Source organism: Flammeovirga aprica JL-4, from assembly GCF_012844305.1.
Lineage (GTDB): Bacteria > Bacteroidota > Bacteroidia > Cytophagales > Flammeovirgaceae > Flammeovirga > Flammeovirga aprica.
The window spans coordinates 88,405-103,760 of record NZ_JABANE010000004.1 but is presented as its reverse complement, the minus strand read 5'-3'; the positions used below and the strand labels follow the sequence as shown (position 1 = coordinate 103,760).

Genomic DNA, 15,356 nt, shown 5'->3' with positions numbered 1-15,356 from the left:
ATGATAAAAATGTGCATAAATAGATGTAAGAGTAAATTATTTATTTCGAATATTCACATCCTATGAAAATTTAATCTGATGATAAGACTTATAAATTTTATGACTTCTTTGTTTGTGATTAGTTCTTCAATCTTGTTTGCTCAAGATAAAGTACCAGTTAAAAAGTGGTCTCTGGTAGATTGTATTGATTATGCATTATCGAATAATATAGATGTTCAGTTAGGACTGCTGGATATACAGACTTCTAAAATTGACCTGAAACAAGCCAAAAATGAAAGATTGCCAGAGCTTTATGGATCATTTAATAATTCACAAAATTATGGACGATACTTAGACCCTTTTAATAACACTTTTGCAACTGATGCTACAACGAATTCAAATTTAGGGGTAGATTTAGGTGCTACGTTATTTACAGGGAATCGAATTAATAATAAGATAAAAGCCGATAAACTAAACTTACAAGTGTCGCTTTTAGAAAATGAAAAATTGAAGAATGATATATCAATTCTAGTAAGTACACAATATCTTGAAATTTTATATCAGAAAGAGTTAGTGGAATTGGTTAAAAAGCAGTTAGAATTAAGTCAGACTCAATTAAAGAAGACGCAAATATTGATAGAGGCAGGGAAGCGGCCAAAGGGTGATTTATATAAAATTCGAACCCAAATTTCAAATGATAAAGTAGATCTCATTGATCAGGAAAATGCATTAGTAACTTCATTTGTTAATCTCTCTCAAACATTAAATTTAGAATATGACCCTCAATTTGATATACAGGAAGTTGAACATATGACCTTAGATGAGCAATATACTTTCAAAAAGGTGGAAGATATATATAAAACATCTTTGAATACAATGCCTGAAATTAAAGCACAGCAATATCGTATTAAGGTGTCTAAAGCATTAGAAAAAATACAAGAAGGAGCTATTTTACCAACACTATCTATGGGAGGGAATTTATCGACTGGGTATTCTTCTTCTAGGCAACTGCCTGAAGGTCAATACCATTATATGGACCAATTAATGGATAATTATAATAGTTCTGTATACTTAAGTCTAAGTATACCAATCTTTAAGAAGTTTCAAAATAGGACCAATATTCAGAAAGCAAAAATAGATAAAATGCAATCTGAACTTACTCTAGTAAAGCTGAAAAACAATTTATTTAAAGAGGTGCAAAATGCACACAGTGATGCTTTAGCAGCATTTGCTTCATATAATGCAGCAAAACAGGCAGTTACTTCTTCAAACGAATCATATGTTTTTGTAAAGGAAAAATATAACGCAGGTTCTAGTGATATTTATGAGTTAAATATTGCTAGTTTGGATAGACTTGAGGCCTATTCAAATTTATTAAGGTCTAAATATACTTTTATTTTTAGGACCAAAATATTAGACTTTTATACAGGAAAACGAATTTCATTGAATTGATTTAAAAAGCAATAAATCCCTTTTTTGAGGGACTCTTCTTTGCAATATTATAAACTAAGTTCTTTGATGAACAATGGGATTTAACATTAAGAATAACATTCGTACCATTGGTCTTTCTATCCAATGAGTTTGGAAGTAGATCATAGAAACCTTATTCAAATGCTAATTACAAGTTGATGATAATTTAGTTTACAATGTATACAATATAAAAATGAGGACCTTTCATAAGAGGATATCCTCATTCTAATACGTGACACTTTTTTACATAATTCTATAACAAAATTCTTACATGGAAACTTCACTTGCTCCGTGGCCTTGGTATATTGGTGGGCCTATGATTGGAGCTACAATGGGTCTACTTTTACTATTAGGAAAAAGCTTAGGACTTTCATCCAACTTTAGAACCATATGTACGGCATGTGGTATTGGCAAAAACACTCAGTTCTTTAATTTTGAATGGAAAAAAGAATCATGGAATTTGGTATTTGCTTTAGGCTGTATTATTGGTGGTTTTATATCCAATCAATTTTTAGGGGGTGATGTATTGGCTGGTGTATCCGATCGAACGATAGATCATTTACATCAACTTGGTATTACAAGCGACACCCATTATGTACTTCCCACTGAACTTTTTAATAAGGAAGCCATTTTTAGTATAAAGGGAATGCTAATGCTTTCAATGGGTGGATTTTTAATTGGATTTGGTGCACGATATGCCGGTGGTTGTACATCAGGACATGCCATCAGTGGTTTATCCAACCTTCAACTACCGTCACTTATTGCTGTTATAGGTTATTTTATTGGAGGCTTGATCATGACATTTTTGATTCTTCCATTTATCATTCAATTTTAAAAATGAAAGTAGGCAAAACATTAATTTATCTATTCTTAGGAATATTATTTGGCATCGTTTTATCAAAATCAGAGGCCATTTCATGGTTCAGAATTCAAGAGATGTTCCGTTTTGAATCATTTCATATGTATGGACTGATTGGCTCTGCAGTAGCCACAGGTGCAATCCTTGTTCAAGTAATCAAAAGATTTAATATTAAAGATATCAGCGGTCAACCCATCGTTATTCCAGATAAGCAAAAAGGCATTTGGAGATACCTGCTAGGAGGAACATTCTTCGGCATGGGCTGGGTTTTAGTAGGCGGTTGTACTGCTCCTATATTTATCTTGATTGGATATGGTCAGTATAGCATGGCAATTGTATTATTCTTTGCTCTATTGGGTACTTTTATTTACGGGAAATACAAACAACATCTACCCCACTAACTATAAGAGTGAATTTGCATCAATTTTCGAATAAAAGTTTAAGCCACCTTTTTGATTATATAATTCTATGAATTGAGCTGTAAATTTATTCTGAATTACAATATAGTAAATAACTATCTTAAGATTCATACTGTGCACAACATGATTTTTTAAAATAATCAACGATAATGTAGCAAAATAGCTTAGTATTTATACCTGTGTGACTTTAAAGTTATTAACGTGTTGTTGTGGTTATAAATAGAATTTGAAGAGTCTAATTTATAGATATACCTAATTACCATTAATAATATGAAAACTAAATCAATTTTACTCTATATATTGAGTATTCTTCTTCTCTCGAGTTGCAGTCTTATTTTCGGTGATCTTTTTGAAGAGGAAGACCGCACTAAACTTCCACCTTTAACACAAAGAGGCAAAAATACCTTTGGGTGTATGGTGGGTGACTCGCTTTTTTTGAAATCGAATGAACGTAATTTTATACAATCACCTAGGTTATATTTTTACGATGCTGGTGACTCTGCTATTGTGATATGGTGTTATGATAATGATGGACAAAATATTCGTCTTTTTATTCCTAAAGATGAAGTAGTTATAGGTTCTTACTTTACAGTTAAAACAGATGTGTTAGAATACGGTGACGATTACATAAAATATTCCTTTTTTTCCTCAAAAGGAGGGGTTTATGGCAATGATAATCGAAAAAATTATATGTACTTTGCGAAAGAAGTAGAAATGATTTTCCATCGATTTGATGAAAAAGTTTCTGCAGGAGAATTCTCTATGGAGCTCTATGGGGCTACTTATCCAGATTCTCTATTATCGATCACAGAGGGTAGATTTGATTTAAGAAACATTGATATAAAACTAGATTAATTATTAAATTTTCACATTTAGCTCTTTTACTATCAATCTTTCTTCCTATTTTTTCATTTTCCCAAACTGTAAACTTAGAAGAAGAAGTAAAAGAAATCTACGCAAAAATTAATAAAACTAAGGTAACTACAGGATTCCTGAAAGATCAGGGACTGTTTTTATTAGACCCAGAACCATATAATGGTATATTGACAGATTCTACCTTTATGGATGAATATACATGGGAAGTTCTGAATAGAGGTTGGCTTTCTGCTCGTATGCCTGTTAGGCATACTAATTATTATGATGCTACAAAAGAATTGCTCGTTATAGATAATCATTTTTAGATGAAGGTGTGGCTCAATTACCTATAAGTCTAGTGAAGTATAATAAAATTTCTAGCACTGCGGCCAATAACAATTATTATCTTTACCAGAACGAACAACTAATCGATAACTATGCATCTCATCTCAATCCATTTGAAGAAAAATATTTCTTTTCAGCTTATTTACCTCAACAAAATGTGTATAGGGGGGAATTAAAACTTCAAATAAAGAGTGATCAGTTTTTCTCGAACCATGAAGGCACACTTTCTTCTATTGAATTTGATGCAGGTAATGGATTAGGCTATCAGTCCATTACAATAGGTGAAATAAAGAAGTTTTCTTATTCTTCTACAGGCTCTAAAACTTGGAAACTGAGAGTGAGGTATCATATTTCAGGACACATAAAAACCTATGAAACTAAGGGGAAAACATATGTATTAGGTGCTTCTTGTTCCAATTGTAGATATACACCATCTAATGTTGATTTAGATACAACTATAACTTCTAAAGAAACTTTTTGGTTTTCGGAACAACCTGCACAAGGAAGGGTACGAGTATATATGGATGGGACCGTGTTAGATAAACCTTTAATCGTATTTGGTGGTTTTGGTTTTCCTGGAATGGAATATGGAGATAGGTTTGTGCAAACCTGGGCAAATGATACTTCTTTGGAAGGACCATTACAAATAGGAGTTATACCAACGACTCTGAATGATGACTTATTTAACAATGGGTATGATATTGTTTTTGTCGATTATATTGATGCAGGTGATTATATTCAGAACAATGCACTTTTGGCAGAGAGTGTGATAGAATGGGTCAACGATGAGAAAGCAAATGCAGGTAGTACTGAACCTAATGTTGTAATGGGCATAAGTATGGGAGGTCTAGTAGCAAACTATGCCTTAAGGTCAATGGAATTGGATGGTGTTGATCATGATACGAGATTATTGATGACAATGGATTCTCCACATCGAGGTGCAAATATACCGTTATCACTAATAGCATTAGTACAGAGAGGTATTGAGATATATGGAGATAATATATTTCATAGTTTAAGACCCTATCAAAAAATGTTTTTCACAAATTCTGCAAGGCAAATGCTAATCAATTATGTTTCAGCACAGTCTACTACAGTGACAAAAGATAACAGTATGCATGAAGCATTTATGAATGACTACCACGGCCGTGGTAGACCCCAAAATTGTAGAGTTGTGGCTCTAAGTAATAGTGGAAATAATTCATTAGGTAATAATTGGAATGGAATTAACCCTGGTGATGACCTGATTGACATTTCAGCCTCATGTAGACTAACTAATGCAGTAACAGGTAATTTTGGTTATTATTTTTTAAAGTATTTAGGTTTATTTTTAAATACAAAGGGATCCGTTTCATTAAACTTAAAAGCATTATCCTCACAATCTGAACAAATCACGGATTTTAATATTAATTTTAAAGTTAAAGTGTTATTGGTTTGGGAAAAAACCATTTACAATCAAGACATAGAATATACTTCTGAAAATGGAGAATTACCTTGGGATAGTGCTCACGGAGGTTTGATTGGAGAAGGGTTTGGAGAAGTCCCTAATTTAAATGAAGAAGTAGATGAACTTGATTTAGGGTGTATCAACATAAATGAAAATCTTAATAATTTTTACTTCATTCCTCAAGTAAGTGCATTGAATATTACGCCAGCCAATAATGGGAAGTATACAGAAGCACAGTTAAAAAAAGCATATACAGTAACAAATGATCTTGATGAAATTCCATTTGATAATATCTATACAGAACCGTTAGGAAATCAATTGCACACACGTTTTACTCAAGCTGCAGGAGATTTTATCTGGAATGAAATTGATAATGTTGAAGAGTCAAGAGATCATGCAATTTTTTCAAGCTTTGTATCCAATCTTCAAATTAATTCCTCAGATTGTATAAGTAGTAATGGTTCAGTTTCATTATCAAAAACACCTCCATCTAATTTAAAATTACATTATAAATGGGAGGTAATTGGGGTGAACTCATATACTTTATCAGAAAATAATAGCCCTACAAATCACATATCAGGAGTAGTAGATAATAACATCATTGCAACAATTAAATGTACAATCTCTGGTCCTTACAACTCAAATGGAACTTTTAACTGGGAAAAAGTAATTTTAAAAAATGTTACATCCAGACCATCATCCATTAGTGTCAGTAACATACCTTATAGTTTATGTTATGATACACATACAGGTTCAGATAGAGTAATTGTTAATGGTGTAGATCTTTCTGTTGAAAATATTGTTGTGAAAACTTATTCAGGTAGTGCTCGCTTTGGGTATTATATCAGTGGAACTTCGATTTATATTTACCCTTACCAGCAAGGTTTTATTTATTTTGATGTGGAAACAGACAATAATACTTGTGGATCAAATACTGCTTTCGTTTCAATTCGTGTTGACCAATGTGGTGGTGGTGAAATACATTTTTTTCCAGTGCCTACTTCCGAAACCCTTACAATTACGTTGCAAGAAACGGAGTCAAAAAATAAACTGATGGTCCAGCAGACTACCCCGTCATCCAATATAGAATCTATGGATAACATCTATACATTGGTAGTCATTAATGATGAAGGTGAAAATATTTTAGTTTTAAATGATATTCAAGTTGAAAATGGATATGAGTTAGATGTATCATCTTTAAAAAATGGTTTTTATTACCTCTCATTAGTTAATGAGAATAGATCACTAACTAAAAGGTTTGAAGTAAGAAAATAAGTTTCAATAACCTTGATAATATGTTTTATAAAACTTTGAATACTCTATCAAAGTATCATTTTTGATACTAAACGCCTCATTATACTACATAGTGAGGCGTTTTTTTATGCTTTGATTGTGAGAAGGTTTTGTAACTCACCCCATCTTCTTATTTTTAGGATTGGAATGATTAAGTGAAAAGAGCTTTCAGGTGGTTCTTGTTGTAGTACATGAGGATGTTGTAATACAAAGTCCCTACAAACGTTATCACAAATGAAGATTGTAGTTTTTTGATCCTAAGATTTTTTTAAGGTCCCATTCCCTAATTTTTTTACCTTAATGTCCAATTCAATTTTACTTCAGTAAGCGTCGAATGTACTCTTCAAATGGCCGTTTAAAGAAATAATTAAGAGGAGAAAAAATTAATGTATAAGTTCGGTTTAGTGAAGTAATAAGCACTAGGATACTATAATAGGATTTTTTGACTTATTGAATGAAGATAGCACTGATCATTTCGATCTACACATTGGTTTCTAGATAGCTAATAAACTCTTCCTTCTTAACTCTTACCTCGAAATAGGTGTTCGACTACTTTACAGAATGGGATTTAATATTTAATGTGTTCATTTTTTATGATTAATAATAAGATACTTTTTAAGGGATTTACATTGGTAATCAGCACATTTTTAGCACTTAATTTATTTGCTAAAAATGGTAAACTTAAAGTGAAGGAAGACATCGTAATTCATAAAATTGGATTTGAAGATGCTTCAGACTATCAAAACTGGAAAAGTAAAAAAGGGAAGTTAATACCTAACGCCCTTCATTTTAAAGAAGGAAAAACATCACTAGAATGGCAGTACAAGAAAGGTGACATTCTGGAGATTGATCAATTGGAAGGTTTGAATAAAGCGGCACTGCCTTACAAAGGTGGCTCACCAGAAATCTACGAAGCTTCTTATTTTAAAGAAGGTAAGTATGGTGGTATCAAAATGTGGGTGTACCAAGAGGAGGCTCAGTCAGGGAAAATGATTTTCCAGATTGGTTCTGACTTGGCCAATGCAAAAAAGAACCCTAAGTACAAGTTTGAAGTAAGTCTTGGTTTTACAGGCTGGAGAGCAATTTGGGTACAGTTTGAGCAAGATGCTTCTGTTCCGAATTATTCAGGTGCTGAAGAGATTCACAGTATTGTGGCTATTCCTGAAGGTGTACAAAAACCTTCGAAATTCTACTTTGATCATTTTCAGCTGTTAGAATTTATCTCAGAGAAAAGAAACTCTGATATGCAGATTCAGAATAAAAAAGCAGGAAATAGAGTGGATAGTTATGTGATCTTACCGGCTTATTTAGAATATAGAAAGCTTTTTGAGCAAGAATTGGAAGGTCAAAATATTGGGGATCTGAAGGCTCATTCTGAAAAAATTATGAATAAGCTAGAGACGTTGATTTTAGGTAATAAGTCAAACCAATGGAAGAAACGCTTGCCTGAGTTGAAGAAAAGGTTGAACAGTAATATTAAAGGTGCTTACGAATTTTATGATGAATTGGGCATCAAAAGAGAAGGAAATCATATCAATGGATTACCTGTATTTGCAAGTAGAGATGAGCATGGTTTAACGGAGTCTTATACTTTCCAGTATGTTGGACAGAAAACGATTTATCCTCTTGCAATGGATTATAAAATCAACAAGAAGGAAGAAGCAAAAGAGAAATTATTTGCTGTTTTAGATCACTTGGAAGATCAAGGTTGGGCGGCAGGAAGTGCTATCGGTACTGCTGATCATATTATCCGTTTGAATTCGTACGCATCAGGTATTTTCTTGATGAGAAATGAATTGCAACAACAAGATAAATTGAAGAGCAGACAAGAAATGTTGGCGTGGCATACTCGTTTGGGTTCTTTGATTAATTTACAGACTTCCAAAGGAGAAAACACAGATTTGATCCGTGGCGGTGCTTTACCAAAGTTAGTCGCTATTTTATTAATGGAAGATGGAGCAGAAAAGCAATTGATGTTACAGAAGTATAAAGAGTACTTGGAATATGCAATGCAGTTTGCGCCGGGGTATTCGGATACCATCAAGCCTGATTTTTCTATTTTCCACCACAGAGGAACTTACTTAAGTGCTTATGGAGTATCAACTTTGAATACTTTAAGTATGTTGAAATGGTTATTGGATGGAACACCTTACGCTATTTCACCTAACTCAGTGAATACCCTGAAGAAAGCGTTAAAACGTCAAGCGGAAATTGCTTACGGTGTGGATATTCATCAAGGAGCTAGTGGTCGTTTCCCTTATAATAATCATGCAATTGATCGTTTTATCCTTCCTGCTTATATGTTTGTAAGTACCAACGGAGAAGAAGTTGAAGACGAAGAAATGGCCAATCTGTTCCATTATCTTTATAAGATTTCTCCAAGAAAAGGAATCTACTCTGTATTGTTCCCTTCATTAACGTATGCTGGTACATTTGGTACAGTTGATTTGATGGAGAATTTAAGTGCTAAAACAAGTGAAGGTTATACTATTGAAAACCAACATATCAGTATGCCTTATTCTTCTATGAACGTGCACCGTTATGATGGAGCCTATGCGGCAGTAAAAGGATACGGAAGGTATGTTTGGGATTTTGAAACAGGAAGTAAAGGAGAAAATAACTTAGGTAGATATTTAAGTCACGGTATGTTATTGGTGGCTCAAGGAGATTCAGAAAAAGGGTTGAAAGGAGTAGGAATTGATTTTAACGCTGGTTTTGACTGGTCTATGTTGCCGGGTGCGACAACCAAAATGCTACCAAAAGAAGAAGTGTTGTATTACAATACGCCAACAGAAAAGTACCTTGAAGGTTTCCATAGAAGCTTTACTTCTTCAAAATTTGCAAGTGGCTTGAACACCAAAGATCAGTTGGGAATCTACGCTGTAGATTTAAGAGATGAAGTGACGCCTGCACCAAAGCAAGTATTGTTTGATGCGACATTCAGTGCTAAAAAGTCTTACTTCTTCTTTGAAAATGAAATCATCTGTTTGGGTTCTTCTATCAAAAATAAAGACAATACTTATAACACTGTGACTACGCTTTTCCAATACATCAATGATGAGAAAGCCGGACAGCCTATCTCTTTCAATGGTGAGGAGGTCAATACTTCTGCATCAAATGTAAAGAAGACGGCAACTGCAGGTGTTTTAAAAGATCAACAAGGTATTTATTATGTAGTCCCTGAAGGCAATAATATCATCTTACAAAACGACACGCAAGAGTCGTATAAGATGAAGAAAGGAAAATATTCACCTATTTCAGCTTTGGCGACAAAAGCATGGATTGATCATGGTAAGCAACCAAAATCAGAAGGTTATGAATATAAAATCGTAACGAAAAGAGCCACTGCGGATGCGAATGAATTAAAGGGTGGCTATCAGGTCATTCAGAAAGATGATAAGGCACATATTGTACATCACACAAAAACAAACGCAACGGCTTATGCAATCTTTGATGCCAATAACACAGTAGATAAAGGCGTTGTTTATACCACAGATACACCGATTCTTTGTATGTTTAAGGAAGGAAAAAGTTCTTCTTTATTGACAGTGGCTAATCCTGATTTAAACCTAGTAACTTGGAATCACAATATGTCGAAAATGCCTGCTGAAATTGTACATGCTTCTAATGCCGGAATGATTGTAACGATGCAATTAAACGGAAATTGGAAACAGGCAGGTTACTCTGCAGAACTGATCAGTTTAACGATCAAGGAAGACAAAACAGAGGTAGTTTTCTTTACAAAAGATGGAAAGTCAATTGATTTACCATTGGAAAAAATTGAGACAGCAAACAATCTTTTAAACTAGACAAAGATGAAAAAGAAATTCTTTCTATTCACAATATACCTTGTCGGAATGGCGATAATGGCTTTCGGACAAAAGAAAAAAGATGCGTTCAACAATCGCTATCCTTACCCAGTATTTAAAACGTTAGAATCCTTTGAGAATGAAGTAATTTTAGATACTTGGAAAGCGAATGACGGAGAACTTTCATTGAGTGAACTGCATGCCAAAGATGGTAAAAGTTCACTGGAGTGGAAGTGGAAAAAAGGAAGTGTGATTACCGTGAATAACCCTGCTTTTTTGAAAGAAGCAGGGAAAGCAAGAAACGGTGGTATGATGCTTTGGTTATACAGCCCTAAAGAAGTGGATGGTGCTTTTCACTTTGTATTTAAAGATACAGAAGGAAATGTACAGTTTGAGTTTGATTACTTGGGAAATTTTGATGGCTGGAGAGGAAGCTGGATGAGCTTTAGAACGGATCTTGGTTACAAAGGAAAAAAGGAGTTGGCTTCTATGGAAGTGCATGCTCCTAACAACATAGAGGAAGGTGTGATTTACTTCGATATGGTCAATTATGTGAAAAAAGTGATGACCAAAAATGAGTCGAGTTACCAATGGCAAAAGCCAAAAAGTAATGGTTTTGCATGGGGAACGTACCGTTGGAGTCAATATGAAGTGCCTGAACCTACTCAAAAAAGTGTTACCAAAGAGCAGATTGCTGACTTTGCAGAAATCACTAAAAGATTTGAACACTGGATTTTAGGTTCCAATGCTTTCGCAGGTCAGAAGCAATATGAATTAAGATCGAATGCCAATGCAAAATACATCAAATCTAATGTCAAAAAGTTTGATAAACTGAACATCGTAAGACATCCTGATGGCCGTATTACAGGTGCTAGTTTATTCTCAAGACATTCGCCTTACGCTCCAGCTTATACGTATGTTGGGCAAGACGTTTTAGAAAATATGCCATTGGCTTTAGCATTAGATTACAAAATCAATGGAAATAAAGCCAGCCTTGATAAGCTCTTACTTTTGTTGGATCACCTTTATGACCAAGGATGGGCTGAAGGTAGTGGTATGGAAACATTGGACCACTTGACAAACAGAGTAGTAGGTTATGTATATGCCCTTTACTTGTGTAAAGATGAGTTGAAAAAAGCAGGTGCATTAGAGAGAGAAATGAGAACATTGGACTGGATGGTGACCTTTAACCAATGTTTTACAGAGGATGAATACGAAATCACTGCCGATGCGATGCGTACACGTTTAATGTTCCGTTTGGTGCGTGTATTGATCATGGATGATTCTCCTGAGAAAGTGATGTATATGTCTGCCGTAAGAAACTATATCCAAAAGAGTTTGAGAGTTTCACCGGGCTTTGCGGATACCATCAAACCAGACTTTATGGGCTACCACCACAGAGGTGTTTACGCCAATGGTTATGCACCTAATGGTTTCCATAATGCATCGATTGCCGTTTACTTATTAAGCAAAACACAATTTGCGATAGAGGAGAAATACCATGGCAATTTACGTCAAGCAGCATTGGCACAAAGAATTATTGCTCACCGTTACCATACGCCATTTAGTGTGGGTGGACGTTTGAGTAATCACGCTCCATTGATTGGTGAATTCCCAACGTATGTTTATTTAGCTTACAGTGGTTGGAAAGGGCAAGAAGTAGATACTGAAATGAGTGGAGTTGCTGTGCGACTTTGGGATGAAAAAGACCAAGACTTCTCTGTATTATTCGGTAGAGCAGGAGCAAACATTTCTTACTTCAATACACTAGGCTCGATGGAATTGATGTTGCAGTTATTGAAAGATTACCCTGAGAAAGAAGCAATTCCTTCTGGATTCTATGACAAGCCTTATGCAGGTTTAGCGGTCAAAAGAAAGGACAACTGGATGGTAAGTATGAAAGGCTACAGTCAATACATTTACGATTTTGAGTCGGGTGGAAAAGAAAACCGCTATGGTAGATATATCAGTTATGGTCACATGCAAATCCTTGCTGGTGATAAAGGTGGACATAAAGAAAATGGTTATGCCTTGGACAAAGGATGGGATTGGAACAGATGGGCAGGTACTACAACGGTCAATTTGCCATTAGATTTATTGCTTTGTGAAAAGTATACGAAAAAGGAAAAGAAAAATGATGTTCAATCAAAGCATAGAAACTTCTCAAAGAAAACCTTTATGGGTGCTTTAAGCCTCGATGATGAAAACGGTATGTTCGCTATGGAATTGGAGGACAAAGTTTTCCAAAAGAAATTTGAAGCCAAAAAATCAGCTTTCTTCTTTGATAATGAAATCATTTTATTGGGATCTAATATCTCAAATGTAGCCAATACAACGAATAAAGTAGAGACAACATTATTCCAAAATGAACTATCATTACAGCGACAAGATTTGATGGTAAACGGAAAGAAAATCACTCAATCTGAATATACTTTTGAAGGACAGGAGGAGAATGTATTTTTATCGGATCCTTATGGCAACAGCTACATTGTTCCAAACTCAGGTCAATTGAAGGTAAGCAAACAAGCACAGGAATCTCGTAATGTAAGTAATAAAAAAGCGACAAGTGGCAACTATGCTGTGGCTTGGTTGGATCATGGTGTAGCTCCTGAAAATGAGTCATATGAATATATGGTATTGGTACAACAACCTCATAGTGTTGCAAAATCTTACACTAAAAAATTACCTTACAAAGTCATTCAAAAAGATGCTCAAGCCCATGTGATTTACCATAAAGTAAAAGACACTTACGGCTTGTCTATCTTCGATCCATCATTACAGTTGGAGAACGAATATTTTGCAAGCGTTTCAGCGCCAGTGATGTTGATGATTGAGAAAGAGAATAAAGAAAAAATCAATCTTTCGTTATGTGATCCTGATTTCAGAAGACCACATTACAAGACGACAAAACTACCAGATTCAGAAGTATTTGAGCCTTCAAAAATGCAAAAAGTACAGTTGAAATTAAACGGCGGTTGGGAACTTGATAAAGACTACGGTTTTGTGAAAGTAATCGAAAGAAACAAATCCAATACAGTATTAGAGTTTGAATGTGTAGATGCACAAAGCTATGCGGTTGGATTAAAAAAGTCTGATAAGAAAGTGGTTAATTAATTAAATCCTTTTATGCATCATCATTAGCCCACGACTTAAGTCGTGGGCTAATGATGATAAGAGAATATCCTAAAAGCTCGCATAGTACAAATGCTAGCCAACATTTTTTGAACTCGCCAATCAGATTAAAGTATATGAATATCAATAAGTTTATCATCATTTTTTTATGTATAGGATGTTCTCTTTTTTCCTGTCAAAAAAAGCATCAAGCGAAGCAACAGCCCAAACCTAATGTTGTTTTTATCGCAGTAGATGATTTAAACAATTGGGTAGGGAAGATGAAAAGGCACCCTCAAGTCAAAACACCAAATCTTGACAGACTCATTGATCAAGGCATTCTTTTTAATAATGCACATACAGCAAGTCCGGTTTGTCAAGCATCAAGAATCGCCCTTTTAAGTGGTTTGAAACCCACAACAACAGGATGGTATTGCAACGTTTGGGATAAAGATTTGAAAGAAGTTACGTATGATAGCATTCATCAAATGAATCAGTTTTTACCGGAGTATTTCAAAGCCAATGGTTATGCCACTTATGGAGCAGGAAAACTGTTTCATTCGGGTGTAATGGAGTTTGAAAAAGATGCTGATCAACTGTGGACGGATCATACGCCGGCTTATAAAATCACGGATCAGGAAATGCTGAAAAGTGGTAATCATTATGGTGGAGATATGTTTTACCCTTTCCCCAAAGATGGAGGGCAGTTGTATCAGAAATTCGGAAAGGTAAAAGGGCTTTCGCTTTGTGGTGGTCCTGTGGAAAGAAAAGATATGAAGGATGGAGTAATGCACGATGAGTGGGTGGCAGATTGGGCCATTGAGAAGCTCCATAAAAACCATGATGAGCCTTTCTTTTTAGGTGTTGGTTTTGCAAGGCCCCACGTGCCTTATACTGCACCACAAGAATATTTTGATCTTTATGCAGAGGATGATTTCTATATTCCAAGTGTAGCCGAAGGTGAGATGAAGGATATACCGTTGTATGGAAAAGCGGTTTCTATGGGTTTGACTCCTGGTGGAGATCATGCAAAAGTAATGGGCGTAGGAGAAGATTTTCCGAAGGAATTGGTAAGATCCTATTTGGCGTGTATTTCTTTTGTTGACGCGCAGATTGGTAAAGTGTTAGAGGCATTAGAAAAAAGTCCTTATGCTGATAATACGATTGTAGTTGTATGGTCGGATCATGGTCAGCATTTAGGGGAAAAACATAGTTGGAGAAAAATGACGCTTTGGGAACCTTCAACCAACGTTCCTCTGATTTTTAAATTACCAAATTCGTCAGCTAAAGGAAAGGTGACGAATGATGCTGTAAGTTTATTGGATGTCTATCCCACATTATTAGACTTATGTCAATTACCTCAAAATGAACGTTTAGAAGGTGAAAGTTTGATGCCAATTCTAAATCATCCAGAGCAATCTCAAAACCGTAATGTGTTGACAACGTGGATGTACAATAATCATTCAGTTCGATCAAAAGATTGGAGATACATTAAGTACAGAGATGGGGGAGAAGAGCTTTATTATATTCAAGTGGATCCTCTGGAAAAGAAAAATTTAATAGCAGATGAAAAGTATTCTAGTATCAAGGAAACATTAAAGAAGGATCTGCCCCAAAAGATGGCTAACCCTTTCTTGATGGAAGATATTTATGAGGATGAATTGGATAATTATGTAGCAGAGTGGGAGAAGGAAGGGATTCCAGAATGGTTGAACTAGATTCTAGGGAAGAGGGAAGAATGAAGAATTATGGTTCGCGTAGAGAGGTAA

At 34.9% G+C, this 15,356-nt stretch carries 8 protein-coding genes; all 8 read left to right on the top strand.

The genetic code is table 11. From position 1 onward, the window contains the following. Window positions 1–78 precede the first annotated feature (78 nt). Window positions 79–1,431 carry a TolC family protein gene (locus tag HHU12_RS02320; RefSeq protein ID WP_169654606.1) on the top strand — a complete coding sequence of 451 codons (1,353 nt, stop codon included), beginning with the start codon at window positions 79–81 and terminating at the stop codon, window positions 1,429–1,431. A 289-nt stretch (window positions 1,432–1,720) separates the two neighbouring features. After that, the gene (locus HHU12_RS02315) at window positions 1,721–2,284 is read left to right on the top strand and encodes a YeeE/YedE family protein (RefSeq protein WP_169654604.1); all 564 of its coding nucleotides are present in this window, start codon (window positions 1,721–1,723) and stop codon (window positions 2,282–2,284) included. Between the two features lie 2 nt (window positions 2,285–2,286). Then, entirely contained in the window at window positions 2,287–2,709 is a 423-nt protein-coding gene (locus HHU12_RS02310; RefSeq protein ID WP_169654602.1) for a YeeE/YedE thiosulfate transporter family protein, read from the top strand. A gap of 288 nt (window positions 2,710–2,997) precedes the next feature. Next, window positions 2,998–3,582, top strand: a complete 585-nt coding sequence (locus HHU12_RS02305; protein ID WP_169654599.1) for a hypothetical protein — start codon at window positions 2,998–3,000, stop codon at window positions 3,580–3,582. Between the two features lie 358 nt (window positions 3,583–3,940). Next, window positions 3,941–6,649, top strand: coding sequence for a T9SS type A sorting domain-containing protein (locus HHU12_RS02300; RefSeq protein ID WP_169654597.1), 2,709 nt, complete (start codon window positions 3,941–3,943; stop codon window positions 6,647–6,649). A gap of 611 nt (window positions 6,650–7,260) precedes the next feature. Continuing rightward, window positions 7,261–10,476, top strand: coding sequence for a chondroitinase family polysaccharide lyase (locus HHU12_RS02295; protein WP_169654595.1), 3,216 nt, complete (start codon window positions 7,261–7,263; stop codon window positions 10,474–10,476). A gap of 6 nt (window positions 10,477–10,482) precedes the next feature. After that, entirely contained in the window at window positions 10,483–13,590 is a 3,108-nt protein-coding gene (locus HHU12_RS02290) for a chondroitinase family polysaccharide lyase (RefSeq protein ID WP_169654593.1), read from the top strand. 134 nt (window positions 13,591–13,724) lie between these two features. Then, window positions 13,725–15,305 carry a sulfatase gene (locus HHU12_RS02285; RefSeq protein WP_169654591.1) on the top strand — a complete coding sequence of 527 codons (1,581 nt, stop codon included), beginning with the start codon at window positions 13,725–13,727 and terminating at the stop codon, window positions 15,303–15,305. The last annotated feature ends 51 nt before the right edge of the window (window positions 15,306–15,356 follow it).

Excerpts from the sequence above, each read along its gene's own strand:
- HHU12_RS02290 (WP_169654593.1), top strand. The coding sequence starts at position 10,483 with ATGAAAAAGAAATTCTTTCTATTCACAATATACCTTGTCGGAATGGCG.
- HHU12_RS02295 (WP_169654595.1), top strand. The coding sequence starts at position 7,261 with ATGATTAATAATAAGATACTTTTTAAGGGATTTACATTGGTAATCAGC.
- HHU12_RS02320 (WP_169654606.1), top strand. The coding sequence starts at position 79 with ATGATAAGACTTATAAATTTTATGACTTCTTTGTTTGTGATTAGTTCT.
- HHU12_RS02305 (WP_169654599.1), top strand. The coding sequence starts at position 2,998 with ATGAAAACTAAATCAATTTTACTCTATATATTGAGTATTCTTCTTCTC.
- HHU12_RS02310 (WP_169654602.1), top strand. The coding sequence starts at position 2,287 with ATGAAAGTAGGCAAAACATTAATTTATCTATTCTTAGGAATATTATTT.
- HHU12_RS02285 (WP_169654591.1), top strand. The coding sequence starts at position 13,725 with ATGAATATCAATAAGTTTATCATCATTTTTTTATGTATAGGATGTTCT.
- HHU12_RS02315 (WP_169654604.1), top strand. The coding sequence starts at position 1,721 with ATGGAAACTTCACTTGCTCCGTGGCCTTGGTATATTGGTGGGCCTATG.